This window comes from Myxococcus sp. AM009 (assembly GCF_013372605.1).
Taxonomy (GTDB): Bacteria; Myxococcota; Myxococcia; order Myxococcales; family Myxococcaceae; genus Myxococcus; species Myxococcus vastator.
Genome location: NZ_JABXEP010000043.1, coordinates 19,865 through 43,028 on the forward strand (window position 1 = coordinate 19,865; position 23,164 = coordinate 43,028).

General features: G+C 70.9%; 15 protein-coding genes. 8 read left to right on the forward strand and 7 right to left on the reverse strand.

Annotated elements, in window-relative coordinates; all coding sequences use genetic code 11:
• Positions 1–4: 4 nt before the first annotated feature.
• The 3 genes from HV824_RS13315 to HV824_RS13325 all read left to right on the forward strand — a co-directional run bounded on the left by HV824_RS13315 (position 5) and on the right by HV824_RS13325 (position 3,528).
• Complete coding sequence (locus HV824_RS13315) at positions 5–2,266, forward strand: molybdopterin cofactor-binding domain-containing protein (protein ID WP_176423431.1); 2,262 nt, start codon at positions 5–7, stop codon at positions 2,264–2,266.
• 154 nt (positions 2,267–2,420) lie between these two features.
• Positions 2,421–2,921, forward strand: coding sequence for a flavin reductase family protein (locus HV824_RS13320; protein ID WP_176423432.1), 501 nt, complete (start codon positions 2,421–2,423; stop codon positions 2,919–2,921).
• 25 nt (positions 2,922–2,946) lie between these two features.
• Positions 2,947–3,528, forward strand: a complete 582-nt coding sequence (locus tag HV824_RS13325; RefSeq protein ID WP_163777234.1) for a superoxide dismutase — start codon at positions 2,947–2,949, stop codon at positions 3,526–3,528.
• A gap of 55 nt (positions 3,529–3,583) precedes the next feature.
• On the opposite strand, the gene HV824_RS13330 is transcribed toward HV824_RS13325, so the two are convergent.
• The 4 genes from HV824_RS13330 to HV824_RS13345 form a co-directional block, all read right to left on the reverse strand.
• Entirely contained in the window at positions 3,584–5,878 is a 2,295-nt protein-coding gene (locus HV824_RS13330) for an AAA family ATPase (RefSeq protein ID WP_176416551.1), read from the reverse strand.
• Between the two features lies 1 nt (position 5,879).
• Positions 5,880–9,263, reverse strand: coding sequence for an AAA family ATPase (locus HV824_RS13335; RefSeq protein ID WP_176423433.1), 3,384 nt, complete (start codon positions 9,261–9,263; stop codon positions 5,880–5,882).
• 4 nt (positions 9,264–9,267) lie between these two features.
• Complete coding sequence (locus HV824_RS13340; protein ID WP_176423434.1) at positions 9,268–12,675, reverse strand: AAA family ATPase; 3,408 nt, start codon at positions 12,673–12,675, stop codon at positions 9,268–9,270.
• Between the two features lie 107 nt (positions 12,676–12,782).
• Positions 12,783–15,377, reverse strand: a complete 2,595-nt coding sequence (locus tag HV824_RS13345) for a LamG-like jellyroll fold domain-containing protein (protein WP_176423435.1) — start codon at positions 15,375–15,377, stop codon at positions 12,783–12,785.
• Between the two features lie 326 nt (positions 15,378–15,703).
• On the opposite strand from HV824_RS13345, the gene HV824_RS13350 reads away from it, so the two are divergent.
• From HV824_RS13350 to HV824_RS13370, 5 genes are all read left to right on the forward strand, one after another.
• Positions 15,704–16,714, forward strand: a complete 1,011-nt coding sequence (locus tag HV824_RS13350; protein WP_176423445.1) for a sulfate ABC transporter substrate-binding protein — start codon at positions 15,704–15,706, stop codon at positions 16,712–16,714.
• 12 nt (positions 16,715–16,726) lie between these two features.
• Complete coding sequence (gene cysT / locus HV824_RS13355) at positions 16,727–17,569, forward strand: sulfate ABC transporter permease subunit CysT (RefSeq protein WP_176423436.1); 843 nt, start codon at positions 16,727–16,729, stop codon at positions 17,567–17,569.
• 5 nt (positions 17,570–17,574) lie between these two features.
• Positions 17,575–18,423 (forward strand): sulfate ABC transporter permease subunit CysW, encoded by an 849-nt coding sequence (gene cysW, locus HV824_RS13360; RefSeq protein ID WP_176423437.1) that lies wholly within the window; start codon positions 17,575–17,577, stop codon positions 18,421–18,423.
• A complete protein-coding gene (locus HV824_RS13365; protein ID WP_176423438.1) occupies positions 18,420–19,487 on the forward strand; it encodes a sulfate/molybdate ABC transporter ATP-binding protein in 1,068 nt (355 codons plus the stop codon). Before cysW ends, HV824_RS13365 begins: the two co-directional genes overlap by 4 nt.
• A gap of 95 nt (positions 19,488–19,582) precedes the next feature.
• A complete protein-coding gene (locus HV824_RS13370; protein WP_176423439.1) occupies positions 19,583–20,950 on the forward strand; it encodes a family 16 glycosylhydrolase in 1,368 nt (455 codons plus the stop codon).
• 18 nt (positions 20,951–20,968) lie between these two features.
• Here the strand turns inward: HV824_RS13370 and HV824_RS13375 are convergent, their stop codons facing one another.
• The 3 genes from HV824_RS13375 to HV824_RS13385 form a co-directional block, all read right to left on the reverse strand.
• Positions 20,969–21,526, reverse strand: coding sequence for a peroxiredoxin (locus HV824_RS13375; protein ID WP_176423440.1), 558 nt, complete (start codon positions 21,524–21,526; stop codon positions 20,969–20,971).
• Between the two features lie 58 nt (positions 21,527–21,584).
• On the reverse strand, positions 21,585–21,950 hold the full coding sequence (locus tag HV824_RS13380; protein WP_176408932.1) for an HPF/RaiA family ribosome-associated protein: 366 nt from the start codon (positions 21,948–21,950) through the stop codon (positions 21,585–21,587).
• A gap of 149 nt (positions 21,951–22,099) precedes the next feature.
• On the reverse strand, positions 22,100–23,158 hold the full coding sequence (locus HV824_RS13385; protein WP_176423441.1) for a hypothetical protein: 1,059 nt from the start codon (positions 23,156–23,158) through the stop codon (positions 22,100–22,102).
• Between the last annotated feature and the right edge of the window lie 6 nt (positions 23,159–23,164).

Sequence of the window (23,164 nt, forward strand, 5' to 3'; positions counted from 1 at the left end):
CGCCATGACGAAGCTGCTCACGTTGATTAGCCGGCGCTCGTTCCTGGAAGGCCTGAACCTGTCCGTGGGAGGGCTCGCCCTGGGCGTCTTCTCCGGCGGCCTGGCCGTGGCGGCCAGTGAGGCCTCCGCGGCGAAGGGCGCTCCGGGGTTGAACCCGAACGTGTTCGTCCATGTGGCGCCGGACGGAGCGGTCACCATCATCTGTGCCCGCTCGGAGATGGGGCAGGGCATTCGCAGCTCGCTGCCGGTGCTCGTCGCGGATGAGCTGGGCGCGGACATGGCGCGGGTGACGGTGGCCCAGGCCGACGGCGACAAGGTCTACGGCGACCAGAACACGGACGGCTCCAGCAGCGTGCGGGGCGTGTACGACGACATCCGCCGCATGGGCGCCACCGCTCGGGTGATGCTGGTGGCCGCGGCCGCCCGCCGCTGGAAGGTGAAGCCGGAGGCGTGCGAGGCCCGGGACCACGCGGTGTTCCTCCGCGACGGCACGCGCTCGCTGGGCTTCGGCGAGCTGGTGGCCGCCGCGTCGAAGCTGCCCATCCCGAAGGAGCAGGACGTCAAGTTGCGGCCGAAGAGCGAGCTGCGGATGGCGGGCCGGCCCATGCCGCTGCTGGACGGCCCGGCCTATGTGACGGGAACCGCGGTGTTTGGTGCCGACATCCGTCTGCCAGGGATGCTCATCGCGGTCGTGGCGCGCCCGCCCGTCGTGGGTGGCAAGGTCGTTCGCTTCGACGCCACCCGCGCGCTCGCGGTGCCCGGGGTGAAGAAGGTCTTCGAGCTGCCCGCGCCGAAGCCGCCCTACACGTTCCAGTCCTGGGGCGGCGTCGCGGTGCTCGCGGAGAACACCTGGGCGGCGATGCGCGGGCGCGAGGCCCTGGACATCACCTGGGAGGACGGGCCGAACGCCTCCTATGACTCGGCGACGTACCGGGAGCAGCTGACGGCGTCGATTCGTGAGCCCGGAGCGGTGGCGCGCAACGTCGGGGACATCGACGCGGCGCTCGCCTCCGCCGCCCGCGTCGTCCAGGCCGAGTACCACGTCCCGCACCAGTCCCACGTGCCCATGGAGCCTCCCGTGGCCCTGGCGCGGGTGGAGAACGGGACGTGTGAGGTCTGGGCGCCCACGCAGCATCCGCAGGCCGCGCGCGGCGTGGCGGCGGCGACGGCGGAGCTCCCGGAGGAGAAGGTCCAGGTCCACGTCACGTTCCTGGGCGGAGGCTTCGGCCGCAAGTCCAAGGCGGACTTCATCGCCGAGGTGGTGTGGCTGGCGAAGGAAGCGGGCGTGCCGGTGCGCGTGCAGTGGACGCGTGAGGACGACGTCCGGCACGACTACTATCACTCCGTCAGCGCGCAGCAGCTCACCGCGGGGATGGATGCGTCTGGCAAGGTCATCGCGTGGCGGCACCGCACCGCGTTTCCGCCCATCGCGTCCACCTTCGGGCAGGCCACGCGGCCCAGCCCGTCGGACCTCCAGCAGGGCGTGCTCGACCTGGCGCTCTCCGTGCCCAACGTCCGGGCGGAGACCTGCGAGGCGCCCCCTCACGTGCGCATCGGCTGGCTCCGCTCCGTCTACAACATCTTCCACGCCTTCTCCGTGAACGCGTTCGTGGACGAACTGGCGCACCTTCGCGGCACGGACCCGCGCGACATGCTCCTGGAGGTGCTGGGGCCGCCGCGGCAGGCGTCGCTCCAGGAGCTGGGCATCACCGCGCTGCGGAACTACGGCGCCGCCGTGGAGGACCACCCCGTGGACGCGGGGCGCTTGCGCGGTGTCATCGAGCGCGTGACGGCGATGTCTGGCTGGGACGCGCGCAAGGCGAAGGGCCGGGCGCTGGGGCTCGCCGCGCACCGCAGCTTCCTCAGCTACGTGGCCGTGGTGGCCTCGGTGGTCAAGGATGACCAGGGGCGCCTCCGCGTCGACGAGGCGTGGGTGTCGGTGGATGCCGGGACGATTCTCAACCCGGAGCGCGTGCGCTCACAGATGGAGGGCTCCGTCATCTTCGGCATGAGCATCGCGCTGCACGGCGCCGTCACCATGAAGGGCGGGGTGCCGGAGCAGTCGAACTTCCACGACCTCAAGCTGGTGCGCATCGGCGAGGCGCCGCGGAAGATTCACGTCGACATCGTCCCCAGCGAGCTGCCGTCCGGCGGCATTGGCGAGCCCGGCGTGCCTCCGGTGGCGCCCGCCATCATCAACGCCATCTTCGCGCTCACGGGCACGCGCATCCGCGAGCTGCCGGTGTCCCGCACGCTGGCCGTCTGAGTGTCACGTCCGGTGCCTGGGGGGGGGCTCCAGGCACCGGGACGGCGCGCCTCCGCGTTGGTGGGTCATCCAGACCCCTGCCATTGGAACAACAACCCGCCAATCCATTGGCAGGTGTGATGACAGGTGGGCGGAGCGCCTGTATCCAGGGGGCATGACGCAGAGCACGCCAGAAGGTGTGGACACGCGCGGCTTCCGGGATGCCATGGCCCAGTGGGCCACCGGCGTGGCCGTGGTCGCGATACGAGACGCCGAAGGCCTGCGGGCGACGACGGTGAGCTCCTTCAGTTCGCTGTCGCTGGAGCCGCCGCTGGTGGTGGTGGCGCTGACGGAGGCGTCCCGCACGTTGAAGCGGGTGGAGGCCTCCGGCGTCTTCACGCTCAGCATCCTGTCCGCCGCCCAACGTTCCATCTCCGTGCGGTGCGCGAAGGGTGAGCTCGACGCGCAGCTCTTCGACGCCGACGCCTTCGTGCGGGACAGCCTGGTGGGGCTGTCATGCCAGGTCCATGGCCTGCACCGTCACGGTGACCACACGCTGATTGTCGGCCGCGTCACACGTCTCCATGCGGGACGTCCGCGGGAGCCCCTTCTTTATTGGGAGCGGGGCTATCGAACCGTGACCTCGCTGCCGCCGTCTGATAGCGGTGGCGCCTGACTTCTCTCACCGAAAGGAAACGACCATGCCGTTCACGCTGCCTGAACTGCCTTACAAGAAGGACGCGCTCCAGCCGCACATGAGCGCGGAGACGCTCGAGTTCCACCACGACAAGCACCACGCCGCCTACGTGACGAACCTGAACAAGCTCCTGGACGGCAAGCCGGAGGCGAACAAGTCGCTGGAGGAGGTCATCCTCAACAGCGAGGGGGGTGTGTTCAACAACGCCGCGCAGGTGTGGAACCACACCTTCTTCTGGCAGTGCATGAAGCCCGCTGGCGGCGGCAAGCCGACGGGTGAGCTCGCGGCGGCCATCGACCGTGACTTCGGCTCCTTCGAGAAGTTCAAGGAGGAGTTCTCCACCGCCGCGGCCACGCAGTTCGGCTCGGGCTGGGCGTGGCTGGTGCTGGAGGGCGGCAAGCTCAAGGTCACCAAGACGGGCAACGCCGACCTGCCGATGAAGCACGGCCAGAAGGCCCTGCTGACCATCGACGTGTGGGAGCACGCCTATTACATCGACTTCCGGAACGCGCGTCCCAAGTTCATCGAGACGTTCCTGACGCACCTGGTGAACTGGGACTTCGTGGCCCAGAACCTCAAGGGCTAGGCCGCACCGCACGCCCACGCACGGCGTCCATCGCTGGCCTGGGCGGCCTCGGAGGTCATTCGAGGCCGCTCAACGCAATCCGCCCCTCCGCTCCCACGCGGAGCACCACCTGGGGCGGAGCGCTGGTGGCCTGGGCCGCGAGCCACCGCGCCAGGGGCGCGACCACCTGTTGCTCCACGGCGCGCTTGAGCGGCCTGGCCCCATAGCGTGCGTCGAAGCCGGTGCGCGCCAGGTGCTTCACCACGTCCTCGTCGAAGGCCACCTTCACGCCCCGGCGGCTGAGCCCCTCGCGAGAGAGGGCCGCCTCCAGCGCGCGCCGGGCGAGTGCTTCGATGACGTCCTCCGTGAGCGCGCGGTAGGGCACCACCCGGTCCAACCGGTTCAGCAGCTCGGGCCGGAAGAAGGCCGCCGCGGCCCCCAGGTAATGCGCCGCCCGCTCCTGGACGCCGCGCTCCCCGAAGCCCAGCGAGCGCCCCGCGCTGTCCGCGCCCAGGTTGCTGGTGAGCAGCACCACGGTGTTGCGGAAGCTGACGGTGCGGCCCGTGGCGTCGGTGAGCCGGCCTTCGCCCAGCACCTGCAACAGCAGGTCATGGACGCCCGCGTCCGCCTTTTCGACTTCGTCCAGCAGCACCACGCCGAAGGGCTGCTCGCGGACGCGCCGCGCCAGGCTGCCTTGTTGGCCGCCCGCTTCTCCCACCAGCCGGGTGGCGCTGCCGGGCGCGGCGTACTCCGCCATGTCGAAGCGCGCCAGCCGGGCCACGTCGCCAAACAGGTACTCCGCCAGCGCGAGCGCCGACTCCGTCTTGCCCACGCCCGTGGGGCCCAGCAGCAGGAAGGCGCCCAGCGGACGCGAGGGGTCCGCCAGGCCCGTTTTCAGCGTGACGACCAGGTTGCGCAGGAGGAGGGTGGCCTCGTCCTGGCCCACCACGCGCTCGCGGAGGCGGCGGAGCAGGGCGTCCGGGTCCAACCGGATGGCGGAGTCCACCAGCTCGAGCGGGTAGCCGGTCCGGGTGCAGAAGGCGCGCGTCACCGAGGCGGCGTTCACGTCTCCGGCCGCGCCGGGCTCCGTGCTGGCGGCGCGCAGCAGGGACACCGCGCCTCCGGGCAGAGGGCCCGAGCCGAAGCGCTCCGTGAGCTCGCCCGCGCGGTCCAGCGCATCGGGCGTGAAGCGCACCTTGCGCGCGCGGCCCACCCGATGCGAGGCCTGCAGAAGCGCGGTGCGCGCGGCCTGGGCTGACAGGGGCGCCACGGCGATGTGCCGGAGCGATTGAAGGAACGCGGCGTGGGTCCGCTCCGCGCGGGCCACGTCCTCGGGGGTCGCCTCCAGGACGAGTGAAACTTCGCCGCTCTCCAACGCGGGCAGGAGCTGACGCGCCACATCCAGCCCCGTGTCCCCGCCACCCAGGGAGAGCAGCTCCGACAGGCTGTCGAGGTGCAGCACGGCTCGGCGGACACGCAGGGCCTCCACCATGTGCTTCACGCGCTCCTGCCACTGCCCCAGGTAGCGCATGCCCGCCATGATGCGGCCCCCGGAGGAGCTGAAGACCTCCAGCCCGTGGAGCGGCGAACCCGGGGTGGCCGCCTCCGCGCGTTGCACCAGCTCATGGACCAGGGCCGTCTTGCCCACGGATGACGGGCCCACCAGGAGCACGCTGGCGCGGGTGCGCGAGGTGACGGCCTCCGCGAGCCGGGACACCTCCAGATCCCGCTCCCAGGCGCGCTCCAGCAAGCCCGCGCGCGCTTCTTCATTGAGGCACCGGCTGGCTTCCGCGAGCCCGGGTGGTGGCGCCTGGCGCCGCTGCGGCTTCGCGGCATCGACGGCGCGGGCACGCGGCGTGTCCCGGAAGCGGACAGGCACCGACAGCGTCTCCACCTGCTCCTCGCCCACGTAGGCCAGCGCGTGCAGCCGGTCGAGCGGCGCGAGGTAGAGCTCGTGGCGGACCAGCTCCTCGACGAAGGGCTCCAGGTCCGCCGCGTCATACAGCGTGCCCTTGACGTCCACACGGGGCACCCACACTCGCAGGGACTGGCGCGCCGATGCCCCCTTGCGTGCGGTGCGGGCCTTCACCCCGTGCGTGAGCACGGTGAGGCGCAGCGGGACGGACAGCATCTTCCCGTGTTCGAGCGCGCGCACCGTCAGCGTCGTCTTCCGCTGGCGCAAGTCGCTCCAGTGCGTCTCCTCGTCCCAGAGCTCGCCTCGCTTGAGGAGCCGCCCCACCACCGCCGCGATGTCGAGCCTCGCGGCGTGCAGCGTCGGCGCGAAGGCCGCCAGGTGTGGGTGGGTGAGGACGTGGGCCGCCACGCCCAGCCCGGGATAGGTACGCACGAAGAGGTGGACGTTCTTTTCCATGTCAGTCGTGTCCCTGGCCAGGTTTCCGGAGCACCCTCGCGGCCCAGGCGAGCGCCTCTCCGGGGCGGCGTCCGCTCGCGACGTGCGTGAGCTCGGTCGAGTCGTGGGGCCGTCCGGTCGTGACACCCTCGCGGCCACGCAGGATGACGTGGCTGGCCGCGGCCACTGACGCGGCGCTGCTCCCGCGGGCTTCGCGTTCGCGGACGACGGCCTCATCCCATGTCGCCATCACGCGCGGCACGTCCTCCAGCCGCCCCACGTCTTCGGACAGGTGCTCCACGCGGACCAGGACCTGGCGCGGCCCATCTCCGTGGACGAGGTCCACCAGCGCATAACCTCGAAGGGGCGCCAGCACCTCGCGCAGGCCGATGGCCGACATCCGCACGGCGACACGCCGCAGCGCCAGGTCCTCGGACCGCTCGTCTCCATGGCGGAACCACTCGGAGCGCCCGTCGGCATGGACGGCTTCCAGGTACATCGCCGTCTCCCCAAGGGCACAGGGGAGGGAGTGCGCCACGGTCCACACCGCGGAGGGCGGCGCGTCGCCGAGCCCCTCCACCAACACCGTCACGACGTCCGCCCCCCGGGCCAGGTGTGTGAGCTGATGTTCAACCCAGGCCGTCTCATCGCGAAGGGCCAGCACCCGGGGCTGTGCGCGGCGGAGCTGTTCTTCGTTCGAGACGTGCAGCGGGCGCTCCTCGTAGGCAGGGCGCTGCCGCAGGCCCAGGTGGCCCACGTGATTCGAGTGCGAAGTCAGGCGCTGCTTCACGGTGGACTCAGGCGACTGCGCGTCCTGGAATTCGCGCGGGACCAGCTCGTAGTCGCGGATGTCCGTGGCCTCGAGTGCCAGCCGGTGCAGCCGCTCCTCCAAATCCCCTGCCTCGGGCACCTCCTCCGCCATCAACGCCTCCAGCCGCGAGCCGGTCTCCTCGAGCAGGCGGGAGACCTCCGCCAGTGTCCAAGCAGCGGCCGGCCGCTCGGGTGTCCACGCGGGTGCGTTGACCAGCAGCTCCACCGACACGCGCAGGTCGTCGCCATCTCGCAGCAGCTCCACGCGCGCCAGGTCGTCCGCGCTCCGTCGCACCAGGTGGTGGGCCAGGGGCAACGTGAGGCGCTTCTCCAGGGCGCGCTTGAGGGGGCGGGCGCCGTAGCGCGGGTCGTAGGCCTCCTCCACCAGCAGGTCCAGCAGGCGCGGCTCGACCTCCACCAGCACGTTGCCCTGCCGGATGCCATGACGCGACAGCAGGGCTTCGAGCGCGTGGTCCACCACCACGCGCAGCGCGGCGGGCGTGAGTGGACGGAAGGGCACCACCCGGTCCAGCCGGTTGAAGAACTCCGGGCGGAACCAGGCGCGCACGGCGGAGAGGTAGTGCGCCTCCGCGCTGTCCGCGGTGCGGTGGAAGCCGGTGTGGGTGGCGGCCTCGCGCACGCCGAGGTTGCTCGTGAGCACGACGACGGACTGCCGGGCATCCACCGTGCGTCCCGCGCCGTCCGTCAGCCGCCCCTCTCCGAGGAACTGGAGGAGGGCGTCGAACACGCGGGGATGGGCCTTCTCCACCTCGTCGAACAGCACCACGCAGAAGGGCTGGGTGCGCAGCGCGGTGGTCAGCTCGCCGTCGGGCGCGCCGGGCCGCCCGAGCAGCCGGGTGATGCTGGAGGACGTGACGAACTCCGACATGTCGAAGCGGATGAGCCGCTGCTCCCCGCCGAAGAGCGTCCGCGCGAGCGCCTTCGCCGTCTCCGTCTTGCCCACGCCCGTGGGGCCCACGAAGAGGTAGGTGGCCAGGGGCTTGTCGGACGGCTGGAGCGCGGACTGCAACGTGAGGATGGCGTCCACCACGGCGTCCACGGCCTCGGGCTGGCCCGCCACCTGCCGCTGCAGCTCCCACGTCAGCGCCTCGCGCTTCTTCGGCTGGGCGCTGCCCAGGATGAAGTCCGGGAGGCCCGTCTGCTCCCGCATCGCGTCGATGACGTCCCCCGACGAGAAGCGTCGGGTGCCCAGGGCGCTGACGCCTTGTCGGGCCATGACCCGTCGGAGCAGGCGGACGGCCTTGCCCGGGAACGCCTCGTGCGACACGAAGCGCTCCTGCAAGGAGAGCAAGGTCTCCAGCGCCAGCGGCGAGAGCCGGACCGCGCTGTCCGTGCTGTCCGCCTCCAGTTCGCGCACGGTGCCAAGAAGCGCGGGCAGCGTGGCGCGCGCATCCAGCGCGGGGACGTGGATGACGCGGAAGAGCGAGGCGAGCGTCGGAGCTTCTTCCCGCACGCGCTCGAAGCGCTCGGGCGTGGACTCGGCGAGCACCGTGAGCTCGCCCCGGGCCATGTGGGGCTCCAGGAACTGCGCGACGTTGGTGCGCTCATTGCGCGTGCGCCCCGCGTAGACGAGCGAGGCCAGGTCGTCCACGTAGAGCAGGTCGCCGACCTCCGTCAGCTCCTTCACCACGCCCCGCGCGCGGGCCTCCCACTGGCCCACGTACATCATGCCGGCGATGAACTGGTTGCCGTCCACGCGCCACACGTCGCGGCGCACGCCCGCGGCGTCCTGCCGGGCGGTGAGCCGGCTCACCACTTCGTGAATCAGGGCCGTCTTGCCCGCGCCAGGTGGCCCGACCAGCACCAGCGCGGAGCCCTCGCGGCCTTCGAGCGCCTCCACGAGCTCGCGCACCAGGGCCTCCCGGCCGAAGCAGCGCTCCAGCGTGCCGTCCCGAGCGCCGTGGCTCAGGTTGCGCGCCACGGCCCGGAGCTCCACCAAGGTGAGGCGGCGTCGGTTGCGGCGTTGCTCCCGCTGCTCGGGCGTCTCGGGTGCGGTGTCTTCCTTCGCCGGGTGCTTCGTCCGGCGTCGTCGCGCGGGCTGGGCCGGTCGCGGCGGCGTGCGGGGGAGCACGGAGGGCGCATAGGCATCCACCTCCAGGAGCTCCAGCTGCTCCCGGCCCTGGGCCCAGTGCGCGTCCAGGGCGTCCAGGTTGTGCTCCAGGCACCACGCCACCAGCCGCCGCGCGAGCGCCTGGGGCAGGTCCGCGGGCTGGTTCAGCGCGAAGCGCGCGGCGGGGAGCCGGGTGGGGGTGACGACCCAGAAGGTGTCACGGGGCCACTTCTCCAGCAGCACGGACATGGTGCCCTGGAGGACGACGCGCCGGTTCTTCTCCCGGTCCCTGCCTTCCGCATCGACGGTGACGTGCTTCAGGGCGAAGTGGGGCGGGAGCTGGTACCGCGCCACCTGGGAGGGCGACTCGCGCTCGAAGCGCTCCATGACGCCGAGCGCGAGCTCGTCTCGCAGCATGGAGAGGCTGGGCCCCACCTTGTGCAGCGCCGGGAAGAAGGCGGGCACCCAGGCCTCGACGAGCCGGCCGCCGAGCGGGGCCACCACGAAGGGAAGCTTCAGGTCCATGTCGTCAGTCCTCGTCCCGGCTGTTGAAGACGTGCCATTGCATCCAGGGCTCCAGCAGGGGCTCCAACTCAAACCCCTCCGGACCGAAGCGCTGCTGCACCCCGGTGCGCAGGTCCGACAGCGACCCCTGGCCGGAGCCGATGCCCGACAGGCGCACCTGACGGACCTCGTTCTTCGGCAGTCGCTTCTGCAACTGCTCGTGGGAGGAGAGGTCGAACAGCGAGAGGGCCCGCGGCTCGAAGAACGCATGCACCATCGAAATCTGACTGCCTTCGATGAAGCGATGCAGACCGTGCTCGCCCGCGAGCAGCAGGGCGTGGGGGCCGCCCTTGACTTGAAGCGCATAGGCGACCGGCTGCACGACGCGCTTGTCGAAGTCATCATCGTCGACCTTCCGCCATTGGGGCGGCGGAGGGGCGCGCGAGGCCTTTTCGCCGGGCTTGCGTTCGGGGACGGTGAGCAGGCCTCGCCACTTCGCCAGGGACGCCTTCTGGGTCCACCGCTCATAGGCCGCGGCGAGCATGCGCGCCTGCTTCCACGCGCCGCGTCCTGGCACCAGGATGAGGGTCGCGCCATGTGACGGGGGAAAGAGGGAGGAATAGATGCGTTGCCGGAGGCGCGAGAACGCCGCCTTCACCTGGTGCACCTCGCGGCTCAGGGACTCCACCTGCTCCACGGTCCTGGACAGGTGGGCCTCGAAGAGCAGGTCCTCGATGGCCTCCGCCTGCTGGGCGCACTCCCGAAGCGCCTGTTCCAGCGCTCGCGCCTCCGACGACTTGCGCGAGTTCTCTTCGGCCAGGGCCCGCTCCTCCCAGTACGCGGTGTGCCGGGAGACCTTGTCGAAGACGGCCAGGACGCGGCGCAGGGAGTTCATGGGCGCGCAGCGGCTCCAACGCTGGACCTCCGCGCGCACGGTGGCTGCTTCCTCGAGGATGCGCTCGATGGCCTCCCGGCCTCCGCCCTCGGCGGCGTCGCCCAGGGACTCGGCGCGCACTTCGAGCCCCGTGGCTCCCGCGTCCACCGTGAGGCTCGCCGGCCCCAAGCGGGGATGCGCCGCGAGCCAGTCCGCCACGGGGACCACCAGCTCGCGCTCCAGCGCGCGCTTCAAGGGACGGGCGCCATACCGCGCGTCGAAGCCTCGCAGGGCCAGCCAGTCCTGCGCGGCGGGGGTGACCTCCAGCAGGGCATCATGGAGCGAGAGGCCTGGACGGCGGCACACGGCCTCGAGCTCGCGGACCACCAGCCGGCGCAGCAGCGGGGCGGACAGCGGCGAGAAGACGACCACGTCGTCCAGGCGGTTGAACAGCTCCGGCCGGAAGAAGCGCTGCACCTCGGAGAGGTAGTGCGCGCGCAGGGAGGCCAGGTCCGGGGCACCACCCGACGCATCGAAGCCCACGCGAGCGCGCAGGGTGTCCGCGCCCAGGTTGCTGGTGAGGATGATGAGGGCGTTGCGGAAGTCCGTGAAGCGCCCGGAGGCATCGGTGAGGCGGCCTTCGCCCAGGACGCCCAGCAGCGCATCGTGAACGGCGGGGTGGGCCTTCTCCACCTCGTCCAGCAGCACGACGCAGAAGGGCTGCCGGCGCACCTCCGAGGTGAGGTAGCCCGGCGTCTCTCCGTCCCCCATCAACCGCAGCAGGGCGTCCGGACCGGCGTACTCACCCATATCCAGGCGGACCATGCGCTCCTTCGCACCGAAGAGCAGCTCCGCCAGCGCCTTGGACAGCTCCGTCTTGCCCACGCCCGTGGGGCCCACGAAGAGCAGCACTCCCATCGGGCGCCTCACGTCGGACATGCCGGCCTTGAGGACGGACACCACCGAGGCCGCGCGCTCCACGGCGGCGTCCTGGCCCATCACCCGCGAGGCCAGGAAGTCGCGCACGTGGGCGGACTCCAGCGGCTGGTCGTCCCGGAGCAGGTGCTCGGGGATGCCGGACTCCGAGGCGAACTGGCGAATGGCCTCCAGCCGGGTGACGGCGGTGCGCGAGGCCTGGGCACACGACGCCAGCAGCCGGCGGACGAAGGCCACGGTGTTGCCCACCTGGGCGCCGTAGGGCAGGAAGCGGCGGCACAGGAAGCGCGCCTCGTCGAGCGCGTCGGGGTGCACCTGCATCGCGGTGGCCGCCGCGTCGTCCTCCGCCACCTTGGCGACGATGCGGCCAAGCGCGTCGGCCGTGGGCTCCGCGACGCGCACCACCGAGAAGAGCCGGGCGAAGCTGGTGTTGCGCCGCTCCACCTGCGCCCAGGTCTCCTCCGTGGCCTCCGCCACGACGGTGACATCCCGCGCCGCCAGGAGCGGGAGCAGCAACTGGGCCACGTTCTGGTCGCTGTGGGCGCTCTTGCCCGCGTCGAGGAGCTCGGCGGCATGGCCCAGGGACAGCAGGGCCCGGGCCTCGGTGGCCTCACGGAAGGCGCGCAGCACCTGCTGCTGCCAGTCTCCGAAGAAGCCCTCGCCCGCGATGAGCCGGCTCCCGTCGAGGAAGTAGAACGGGCGGGCGCGCTCGGCGTCGGTGGCGGTGGGGGCGCGCAGCGACTGGGCGAGCGCGTGGAGCACCGACGTCTTGCCCACGCCCGAAGGTCCCACCAGGACCACCGGTTCGGCGTCCTTGGCCGCGAGCCGGTTCCGGAGCAGGGTGACCAGCGCCTCCTGCTCGTAGGCCGCGTCGAGCTGCCCTTCCTGCGCCAGCCGGTGCCAGGCCACGCCGACGCTGTCCAGGGTGGGCGTGGGCGGCGGCTTCGCGGGCGGCTCACCCGGGGCCCGATGCGCGGCGCGGCGGCGTGGCTCCCAGCTGTCCAGGTCCAGCGCCTCCGCGTCTTCGTCCTCGTCGTCCTCTCTCTCGTCGTCCTCCGGGGCGGCGGGCGCGTCCGGTGGGCGTGGTGGTGGACGGAGGTCCCGGTGCAGCTCGCGAGGCGTGAGGTCCGACAGGGCCACGGGGCTGGCCCTCACTTCGATTTCCAGCAGGGACTCCGTGCCATCCGGGCGCAGGGCGAGGCGCTCCGCGTCGGACATTCCCTCCAGGCGGTCTGCCAGCAGCTCCTGGGCCTCGGAGGGAAGCGCCTCGCCCTGGAACCAGTGGTGGCTGTCGAGGCGTGGCGCGTGGAGGCCCAGGAAGGCATTGAGCGTGGGGGCCACCACGGCGGACAGCGTCAGCGGCGCGAAGTGATTCTCCTCGGCGCCCCAGACGGGAAGCGCGGGCAGCTCCACCGTTTCGAGCGTCCCCCCGGTGGGGGCGATGAACTCCGGCACGCGCCGCGGGTGGACGCGGGAGAGCTGGTCGTCCAGCGCGAGCGTCAGCTCCTCGGTGGCGGCGTCCAGCGAGTCCGCGTGCACCGCGAGATGGCGCAGCGCCAGCGGCGTGAGCGTCACCCGGCCGCTGACGTGCCGCTGCAACCAGCATTGAAAACGGAAGTTCATGGGTGAGGGCCCGGGTGAAAACGGTGCCGTGCGTGACGGCGTGAGCCCTCGGGAGCTGACCGGACCCGCTCACGACGCGGGTCCGGCCTGACAGTCCGTCGGAGTTGTCAGGGGTTGAAGCGCCAGGGCACCGTCGCGGCGGGGTGGAAGCAGTGCACCTCCGCCGTCGTGCTCGAAGGCAGCTCCTGGACGATGCCCGCGCCATAGCCGCGCTGCTGGCACCAAGCGCTGAACTCCAGCCGGGCCGCGGCGGAGGTCAGGTTGCCGGACGTGGACGCGGGCCCCAACTGCGCGCGGGGGACGTTCTGGATGAGGCCCGAGTTGAAGCAGGCCACCCAGGGCCGCGTGGTGAGCTCGAAGAACTGGCCCGACGTCCAGCCCCGGTCCCCGCACCAGCGCCTGGAGGCCGCGCTGCACGCCGTGGACTGCGCGGCCCGGTCATCCGCGCAGCCGTCGTGCTTGCGCGCGAGCTCCTCGAAGGTGACGGCCAGGGCCTGGTGCTGGATGGGGCCGCACGCCACGTTCACCGTGGTGGCATCCGCGCTGGCGGGGACGCCCATGAGGGAGATGGGCGGACGGTTGCCGACGAGCTGCTGAATCGTCTCCAGGATGTTCCGGCTGTTGTCGAGCGCGTGGCTGGCCCCACGCTGGGCGCAGACGCGGTGCATGGACACGGTGCACGCCGTGGAGCCCAGGGCGCTCTGGCTGTCGCAGTCCGGGTGCTGCTGGCTCATGCCGAACTGGCCCTCCGTGGGGTCTCCCTGGATGGCGGCCTCCTTGCAGTCGGCGCCGTGCGAGGACATGCAGACGGTCCGGTTCGAGCGCGCGTTGCTGAACAGCCGGACCTCGTCGATGGCGCCTCGGAAGGAGCCCTCGCCGTTGGCGGGGCAGGTCTGCGTGTCCAGCGCGACGCCCGCGCCCACGGACAGCGTGCCGGTGCCCAGGCGCAGGGTGCCCGCGGCGACGGGGAGCGCGCGTCCGGTGGACACGCCGTTGATGTATTCGTGGAAGGTGCCCGTGACGCCGTCCCACGTATAGGCCAGGTGCGTCCAGACGCCGCGAGGGAGCGCGGGGCTGCGGCCCAGGCGCACGCGCTGGCCGTTGATGACGAACGAGGTCTGGACGGTGTGGTCGGACTCGTAGATGACGTCCAGCCCGCCGGGCTTCTGCAGGAGGTAGCGGTAGGGGTTGCCGGTGCAGCCCTGGTTGATGGCCGCGTCGGGGCGCACGGCGAACTGCACCGAGAAGCCGCGCGCGAGGCCGCCCACGCCGGGGATGGTGCCGCTCGTGTCCATGAGGTTCACCGTCAGCGCGCCGCCACCCGGGAGCACCAGCGCCTTGCCCTTGCCGTGGGGCTCCCAGAGCGAACCGGAGGGCGGCTGGGTCGTCGCGTTGTCGGGGGAGATGCTCGCGGTGCCGGTGAGGGTGCCCGTGAAGAAGTGGCCCGACAGGTCCGGCGTCCTCGTCAGGTCGTATTCGCCACCCCGGTTGACCAGCTCATTCATGGGCAGGAACAGCACCTGGAAGGGGCTGCTCAAGTCGCCGACGTCGACCTCGTTGTAGTCCTGGGTGTTGCTGCCGAAGAGAGGAAGGACGTCATGCGTCTTGGTGGCGGGCAGGTAGTGGTCCTCGTTGCTGGAGCCCGCGGGGAAGTTCTGCGCCGGGTGGCGCTCCTGCTCCAGGTTCCACATGGGGCTGGAGTAGAAGAGGTGCGCCAGGTCGCTGCGGTCCGTGTTGATGGCGCCGTCGATGTGGTACGCGGTGAAGTGCGTGTCCGCGCCCATCAGGCTGACGGCTTCGCGTCGCGCGCCGTCCGTGTAGCGCACCGCCGTGAAGAGGACGTTGCGGCCCTCGTGGTCCACCCACGCGTAGGCGCCGCGGATGAGCGTGCTCGCGGTGGTGGTGGTGCCGAAGGCCTCACCGGTGGCGGCCTTCAGCGGCTGCCACGCCAGGGGGTAGCGCTTGAGGCCCGGGTTCGGGTCGTTGAACATCATCGACAGCGGGCGCGGGTCGCTCCAACCCGAGGCCGCGCACGGCGTCGGGTTGTACGAATACATGAGGTAGTCGATGGTGCCGTTGTTCTGCGGGCCGCCCTGGTAGATGAAGAGCCGGCCGTCGGACGTCATCGACGGCTCGATGCCTCGGATGCTCGCGCCGCTGACGGTGGTGAGCGGCTCCAGGTTGCCGGTGGTGAACGACGCGATGTCCGCCTGCGCCGTGAAGGGCTGCGAGACGCGCACGTCGATGGGCCGACGCCGGAAGACGTTGGCCCCGTTGTACATCCGCGAATCGAAGACGAACGGCGTGTACACGGCCACACCGCCGGACAACGTGTACGGCGCCGCCGGGTTGGAGAAGCAGAAGGTCAGCGCGTTCTCTCCATTGCGGACGAAGGTGCTGCGCCCCGGGGAGAAGGTGTTCGCGAACTGGGGCTTGCCCTCGCTGTCATAGGTGAGCGCTTCGGGGCGGAACACCCGCGCCTGCCAGGTCGTCTGTTCATTAGCGTGGTCCTCCCGCACGTTGCCAATGAAGATGCGCCCGTCCACGGTGGAGGCATGGCCATTGGCGCCGTAGACGTGGGTGATGCGCGTGTTCACCAGCGACGGCCGCTCCGCCGCCGTGGCCTCGGTGGCGGACAGCAAAGGGAGTGTCAGCAGCGGCGCCGCGAGCAGCGCGAGCGCGGGACGAGTTCGAGGGGGCATGTGGCTCCTGGGGGAAGGAGAGGGGAGTTCCTGGTATTCTAGTATTTATTGGAGTCCCTGGAGATTTCGGCCGGTCGCGTTGACAGCGCCGCGGGCACCAGGGCATCGTGTGGAGACTGATGACGCGCTCGACCCACCAGACGTGTTGCTGCTGTCCGGCATCCGCGGTGGGCGTCCGTCCGCCAGTGGCCTGAGTGCCCTGGCTGAGTTGTTTCGGAAAGCCCACTGCCCGCGAGGGAGTGGGCTTTTGACTTTCTCGCGTGGCCCCTTGCTTCACCCCGAGGTCCCGCATGGAACGTCACGCGCTGCTGCGCGCCAGGAACTGGATGCCGTTGGCCCTGCTGCTGTCGGTGGCGGGCTGTTCGCGCTCCGCTGGTGACGCGCCATCCGACGGGACGGTGACGCTGCTCAATGTCTCCTATGACCCCACGCGGGAGCTCTACGAGGACCTCAACGCCGCCTTCGCGAAGCACTGGGCGGCCACGCGTGGCCAGCAGGTGTCCATCCAGCAGTCACATGGGGGCTCCGGCAAGCAGGCCCGGTCCGTCATCGAAGGACTGAGGGCGGACGTGGTGACGCTGGCGCTCGCGTACGACGTGGACATGCTGCACGAGAAGGCGCGGCTGATTCCGGCGGACTGGCAGGCACGGCTTCCGCACGACAGCGCGCCGTACACGTCCACCATCGTCTTCGTGGTGCGCCAGGGCAATCCCAAGGCCATCCGTGACTGGGACGACCTGGTGCGCGAGGACGTCACCGTCATCACGCCGAACCCGAAGACGTCGGGCGGCGCGCGGTGGAACTACCTGGCCGCGTGGGGACAGGCGCTGAGACGCCAGGGCGGCAGCGAGGCTCGGGCCCAGGCGTATGTGGAGAAGCTGTTCCGCAACGTGCCGGTGCTCGACTCGGGCGCGAGGGGCGCCACCACCACCTTCGCCGAGCGGGGCCTGGGGGATGTGCTCCTCGCGTGGGAGAACGAGGCCTTCCTCCTCACGCGTGAGCTGGGGAAGGCGCGGTTCGAGGTCGTCATGCCCTCGGTGAGCATCCTCGCCGAGCCGCCCGTCGCCCTGGTGGACCACAACGTGGACCGCAGGGGCACCCGGGCGGTGGCGGAGGCGTACCTGGCGTTCCTCTCTTCGGAAGACGGCCAGGAGATCGCCGCGCGGCATCACTTCCGGCCGCGCTCGGAGGCCGTGGCCGCGAAGCATGCGTCTGACTTCCCTGGCCTGAAGCGCCTCACGCTGGCGGAGGTCGCGGGGGACTGGCGGCGGGCGCAGGCCACGCACTTCGCCGACGGCGGCCTCTTCGACCGCATCTACGCGCCCCGCGCGGACTGAGGACACCTCGCCATGTCCCGTCCAACTCGCCACCGGGTGCTCCCGGGGTTCCGTCTGTCACTGGGCTTCAGTTGGTTCTACCTGGGCCTCATCGTCCTCATCCCGCTCTCCAGCCTCTTCCTGCGGACCTTCTCCCTGAGCTGGGAGGAGTTCTGGGGCACCGTGACGACGCCGCGCGCGCTCGCCGCGTACCGGCTCAGCTTCGGGGCCTCGCTGGCCGCCGCGCTCGCCAACGCCGTCTTCGGCCTGCTGGTGGCCTGGGTGCTGGTGCGCTACCGCTTCCCCGGCCGCGACGTGCTGGAGTCCCTGGTGGACCTGCCCTTCGCGCTGCCCACCGCCGTGGCCGGGCTCACGCTCACGACGCTGTTCTCCGCGAAGGGGTGGTACGGCCAGTACCTCGAAGCGCTGGGCCTCAAGGTGGCCTACACGTCCGTGGGCGTGGCCATCGCGCTGACGTTCATCGGGTTGCCCTTCGTGGTGCGCACCGTGCAGCCCGTGCTGGAGGACATCGACGTGGACGTGGAGGAGGCCGCGGCAACGCTGGGCGCCTCTCCGTGGGAGGTTTTCCGGCGCGTCCTCTTTCCCGCGCTCTTCCCCGCGCTGCTCAGCGGCTTCACGCTGGCCTTCGCCCGCGCGCTGGGGGAGTACGGCTCCGTCGTCTTCATCTCCGGCAACATGCCGATGCGCACGGAGATTGTCCCGCTGCTCATCATCACCCGGCTGGAGCAGTACGACTACGCGGGGGCGACGGCCATCGCCATCGTTATGTTGGGGGCGTCGTTCTCCCTGCTGCTGGCCGTCAACCTGCTCCATCGCTGGAGCCAGCGCCGGCTGGAAGCCCGGCCGGGAGCGTGAGCGCCATGCCTCCGTCCACCCTTGTCCTGCGCCGGGGCGCGCGCAGCCTGAGCGTCCCGGCGTTCGTCCGTTGGGGGCTCATTGGCGCGGCGGTGCTGCTGCTGGGCGTCTTCCTCATCATCCCGCTGGTGGCCGTCTTCACCTTCGCCTTCCAGAAGGGCTGGGAGGCCTACGTCTCCGCCCTGACGCACCCGACGGCGCTGGCGGCCATGCGGCTGACGCTGCTGGCCGCGGCCATCGCCGTGCCCTTCAACCTCGTCTTCGGACTGGCCGCGTCGTGGCTCATCGCGCGGTTCCAGTTCCGGGGACGCTCGTTGTTGATGACGCTCATCGACCTGCCCTTCAGCGTGTCACCCGTCATCGCGGGGCTCATCTTCGTGCTGCTCTTCGGCCGACAGGGCTGGCTGGGGCCGTGGCTGTTGGAGCATGACGTGCGCGTCATCTTCGCCGTGCCCGGCATCGTCCTGGCCACGGTGTTCGTCACCTTCCCCTACGTCGCGCGCGAGCTGCTGCCGGTAATGGAGGCCCAGGGCAGCGACGAGGAAGAGGCGGCGCTGACGCTGGGCGCGAGCGGCTGGCGGACGTTTCTGTGCGTCACGCTGCCGAAGGTGAAGTGGGGCGTCTTGTACGGCGTCATCCTCTGCAACGCGCGAGCAATGGGCGAGTTCGGCGCCGTGTCCGTGGTGTCCGGCCACGTGCGCGGCGTGACGACGACGCTGCCGCTGCACGCGGAGATTCTCTACAACGAGTACGACCTGGCCGGCGCGTTCGCCGTGGCGTCGCTGCTGACGCTGCTCGCGCTCGTGACGTTGGTGGTGAAGAAGTTCGTGGAGTGGAGGAGTCAGCCGTCATGAGCATCGTCGTCGAGCAGCTCGCCCGCCGGTTCCATCAGGGTGGCAGTCCCGCCGTGTCCAGGGTGTCCTTCCAGGCCCCCGAGGGGGCCATCACCTCGCTGCTGGGACCTTCCGGCGCGGGCAAGTCCACGCTGCTGCGGCTCGTCGCCGGGCTGGAGATTCCCGACGAGGGCCGTGTCCTCATCGACGGCGTGGACTGCACGCGGATGCCCGTGCAGCAGCGCGGCGTGGGGGTCGTCTTCCAGAGCTACGCGCTCTTCAAGCACCTCACCGTCCGGCAGAACGTGGCCTTTGGCCTGGAGGTCCGGCGCGTCCCCAAGGCGGAGCGCGACGCCCGTGTGGAGGAGATGCTCCGCATGGTGCAACTGGAGCACCTGGGCGGCCGCCATCCCGGCCAGCTCTCCGGTGGTCAGCGGCAGCGCGTGGCCTTCGCGCGCGCGCTGGCCATCCGCCCCCGCGTGCTGCTGCTGGACGAGCCCTTCGGCGCGCTGGACACGCGGGTGCGCGAGGAGCTTCGGGAGTGGCTCCATGCCCTGCATGAGCGCACGCGGCTGACCACGCTGCTGGTGACGCACGACCAGCAGGAGGCCCTGGAGATTTCCCAGCACGTTGTTGTTCTGAGCGAGGGCCGCGTGGCCCAGGCGGGCTCGCCCGCTGACATCTATGACAGGCCCGCGTCTCCCTTCGTCGCCTCGTTCATCGGAGGCGCCAGCGTGCTGCATGGCCATGTCCAGGCGGGCAGGGCCGCCATGGGCGCGCTGTCCGTGGCCGCTCCCGCCGCCGCGCGCGAGGGTGAAGCGGTGCAGGCGTTTGTCCGCCCCCATGACATCAAGCTGGCGAAGGCGCTCGCGGGCGCGGCGAGCGCGTCCACCGCCACCGGCCGCGTCGAGCGACTCAAGCCGGTGGGCGGCTACGTGAAGGTGTTCCTCCGCCTGCCCAGCGGCGACGAAGTCACGGTGGAGGTGCCGCGCTCGGAGTTCGACGCGCTGGGCGTGGTGGAGGGGGACTCCGTGCGCGCCGACGTCCGGTCCGCCACCGTCTTCGTGGGGGACTATTCCATTTAGGTGAAAAGTCCTGAAAATCTACTATTTCGGCTAAAGCCGTTTGCGTCGCGGAGGAGGACGGCTATGTCCCAGGGGGAACCCCCCTGGAGTGAGACATGCACAAACGACACGCATTGCGTTCGATGTTGTGGGCCGCGAGCAGCCTGGCGTTGGTTGGCGGCTGTTCCCCGGAGTCGGAGCTGTCCGACGTGGAAGCCGTTCCCCTGGTGACGCAGGCGCAGGGCGAGCGGGCCTATGACCCAGGGGCGGGCTGGCGCCTGGCGTGGCAGGACGACTTCACGGGGAGCAGCCTCAACGCCGCCCACTGGACGGTGCTGACGAGCAACTTCGACCCCGTCACCAACAACTGCAACTTCGGCACGGGGGAGCTGGAGTACCCCCGCGCGCAGAACGTCACCGTCGCTGGCGGCAAGCTCATCCTCACCGCGCAGCGGACGGCGGACGCGCCCATGGATTCGCGCTGCGCGGGCTACGGGCCGCGTTCGTACTACTCGGGCCGCATCCACTCGAAGGGCAAGGTGGAGCGCCGCTACGGCAAGCTGGTGGCGAGCATCAAGGTGCCGTCCGGCTATGGCATGTGGCCCGCGTTCTGGACGCTGGGGGCGAACATCTCCAACGTCGGGTGGCCCCGGAGCGGCGAAATCGACATCCTCGAATGGCACTCCAACGAGGCCTCGTGGATGAAGTCCGCCGCGCACTGGTTCGCCAATGGCGGGCAGCAGAGCTGGGGCACGGGCGCCAACCGCGGCTACAGCGTCGCGGACGGCTTCCACACGTATGAAGTGGAGTGGACGGCGAACCAGATGATCTTCCGCCTGGACGGCCAGCTTCAGGGGAACGTCTTCAACCACAACGAGCCCGCCTTCCAGCAGAACCACTACATCCTCCTCAACCTCGCCCTGGGCGGAAACTGGTACGGCCACCCGCATCCGGACGCGATTGGCCTGCCCTGGGGCCAGACGAAGACGATGGAGGTGGAGTGGGTGCGCTGGTACCAGGCGGGGAGCACGCCGCCGCCCGCGTCCGTCACCAACGCCAGCTTCGAGAACGGCATGACGGGCTGGGCCACCTGGAGCCCCAACGGCACCGAGGCCGCGGACTTCAGTGAGACGTACAACGGGGGCCGCACCGGCGCCTACCACCTGACGCACTGGACGAACGGCACGCCCTTCGAGGTCTGGACGTACCAGTCGGTGTCGGGGCTCGCGTCGGGCACGTACAAGGTCCGCGCGTGGGTGCGGAAGAGCGGCGCGTTCGACTTGTCGCGCCTCCAGGCGAAGACGTGTGGCGGGTGCGCGCCCGTGTTCACCCACCTGGGAACGTATGGCGGCTGGACGATGGTGGAGACGCCGCCCATCTCCGTCACGGGAGGCTACCTGGAGCTGGGCTTCCACACCCGCGCCACGGCGGGCAACTCCGCCAACTTCATCCACATGGATGACGTGGAACTCATCCGCCTCTAGGCGCGGCGTGAGCCAGGGCTACAGCACCAGCCGCCAGGACAGCCCGGCCAGGGTGGTGTAGCCCACCGCCGCGCGCTCCACGCGCCCCTCCGCGGAGAGGAAGAACACGGTGGGGAAGGTGTTCACGCGAAAGGCGGCTTGAATGGCGTCGTCCCCGAGGAGCACCGGGTAGTCCACCGCGTGCTCCCGGGCGAAGCGCCGCACGGCCTCCTCGTCTTCGTAGGCCACGGCGACGGACACCACGTGCGCGGAGTCCCCCGCGAGCTTGCGCAGCCGCGAGAGATTGGAGGACTCCATTCCGCAGACGCCGCACCAGGGGGCCCAGAAGGCCAGCACCACCGGCTTGCCGCGCAGCGCGTCCAACCGCACGGTGTCTCCCGCCAGCGTCTGGAGGGTGAAGGCGGGCGCGGGCGTCCCCGCTCCGGGGAGGTTCCGCGCCTGCCACGCGGCCACCGCCGCGAAGAGGAGGGCGAACATGGCCAGGTCCACGCCCCAGCGCACCCAGCGCCGCTCCCGGGCACGGGCCCAGGTGGATTTCAGCCGCTCCAGTACGCCCGTGCCGCCCTGCATCTGCATCCTTTCGCTTCGGGACAGGCCACGGCCGCCCGGGAAGGGCGGCCGTGCCCGCGTCACATCAGGTCAGCGTGGCGGCCTCGTCGGGCTGCCAGGCCGCGTCACGCAGCCGGGCGCCGTCCTGGCGCTGCGCGCGGCCCACCGCCCGCGTGACGGCGTTGCTGGCGCGCTCCAGCGTGCGGTCGATGGCCGCCAGCAGGTTCGTATCCGAGGACTCGATGGCCAGCTCCCGCCCGTGCTCCAGCCGGAGCGCCACGCGGCACACCTGGTCCACGCCGCCCTTGGGGCCGTTGGCATCCTCCAGTCGCACGACGACTTCCTTCACCCTGTCGGACAGCCGGTCCAGGGCGAAGCGCACGCGTCGCTCGGCGTAGGTTCGAAGGGTCTCCGTGAGGGGGATGTTCCGGGCTCGGATTTCAACTCGCATCCAGGACGCTCCTTCCGGGGCCCACCATGGGCCCACGCCTCTATCTCTGTCGTCGTGACGCTTTTGGCGCAAATAGGAAAAGCCCCCATGAGTGCTTCGGAAAACCGAAGACTCACGGGGGCCGGTGGCGGGGCCATGCGGCCCTGGACTCAGGGGCCGCTGGACTTCGCGGTGTCGCCCGCGGGCTTCTTGGCAGCCGCCTTGGCGGGTGGGCTGGCCGCCTCCGGGCTCGCGGCGTCCGCGGGGGCCTTCTTCGCGGGCATGGCCCAGATGGGGGCCTCTGGCACCGCGCGAGCACCAATGCGCACCTGCTGCTCCACCATGCGCGACCACAGTGACGCCTTGTTGCCTACCAACGCATTGTTCGCCAGCTCCAGGGCCCGCGTGTCCTGCGCGCGGCGGTAGAGGCGCGGGGCCACGTCCGGCTGGGCCGGGTCGGAGTCGCTCACCTGCACCTGCTCCTGCACGCTGATGCCGTCCTCCGCGAAGGTGAGGGTGGACGTCAGCTCGAACTTGCGGCGCAGGCCGTTGGGCAGCTCGAAGGTCATCTCCCGGGACAGGGGGAACCACGCGGCGCCTAGGCAGGCGCGGCTCGCGCTGGAGACGGACTCGCTGAAGAAGCGGTTGGTGCGCAGCGGCATGATGCGCGCGTGCCGGCGGCAGACCTCCTCGTCTCCGGAGGTGCACGCGTCACCTTCCGCGACGAGGATTTGCGTGCCCTTCACCTGCTCCAGGCGCAGCCTGGTGTGCTTCGCCATGGCGCGCAGCGCGCCCAGGGCCTCCACCCGGAAGCCCTGCTCGGTGGTCTCCACCAGCGCCACCGGGCCCACGGCCTCGCCGTTGGTGAAGCGCCGCGTCTGCACCCAGACCAGCCGCTGGCCCGCCTGGAGCGTCTCCAGGACGAGGTCTTCCTCGGAGAGCTTCTCCGCGGGGGGCAGGGCCTGCGAGTCCGGACCGGCCTCCACGCACTCGTCCGCGGCCGGGTCCTGCCACCACACCGGGGCACCGGCGCAGTCCACGCTGGGGCGCGGGTTGGCGCCCGTGTCCTTGTCGTAGCCGTGGAGCAGCAGCGCGAACCAGGTGTCCGGCGTGGGGAAGGAGCGCGCGTTGGGGCCCGCCTCGGCGAAGCACAGCGACGGCTTGGGGACGGTGGCGCAGCCGGCCAGCAGGGACAGCGCGACGGCGGAGGCCTGAAGCGTTCGTTTCATGGGTTC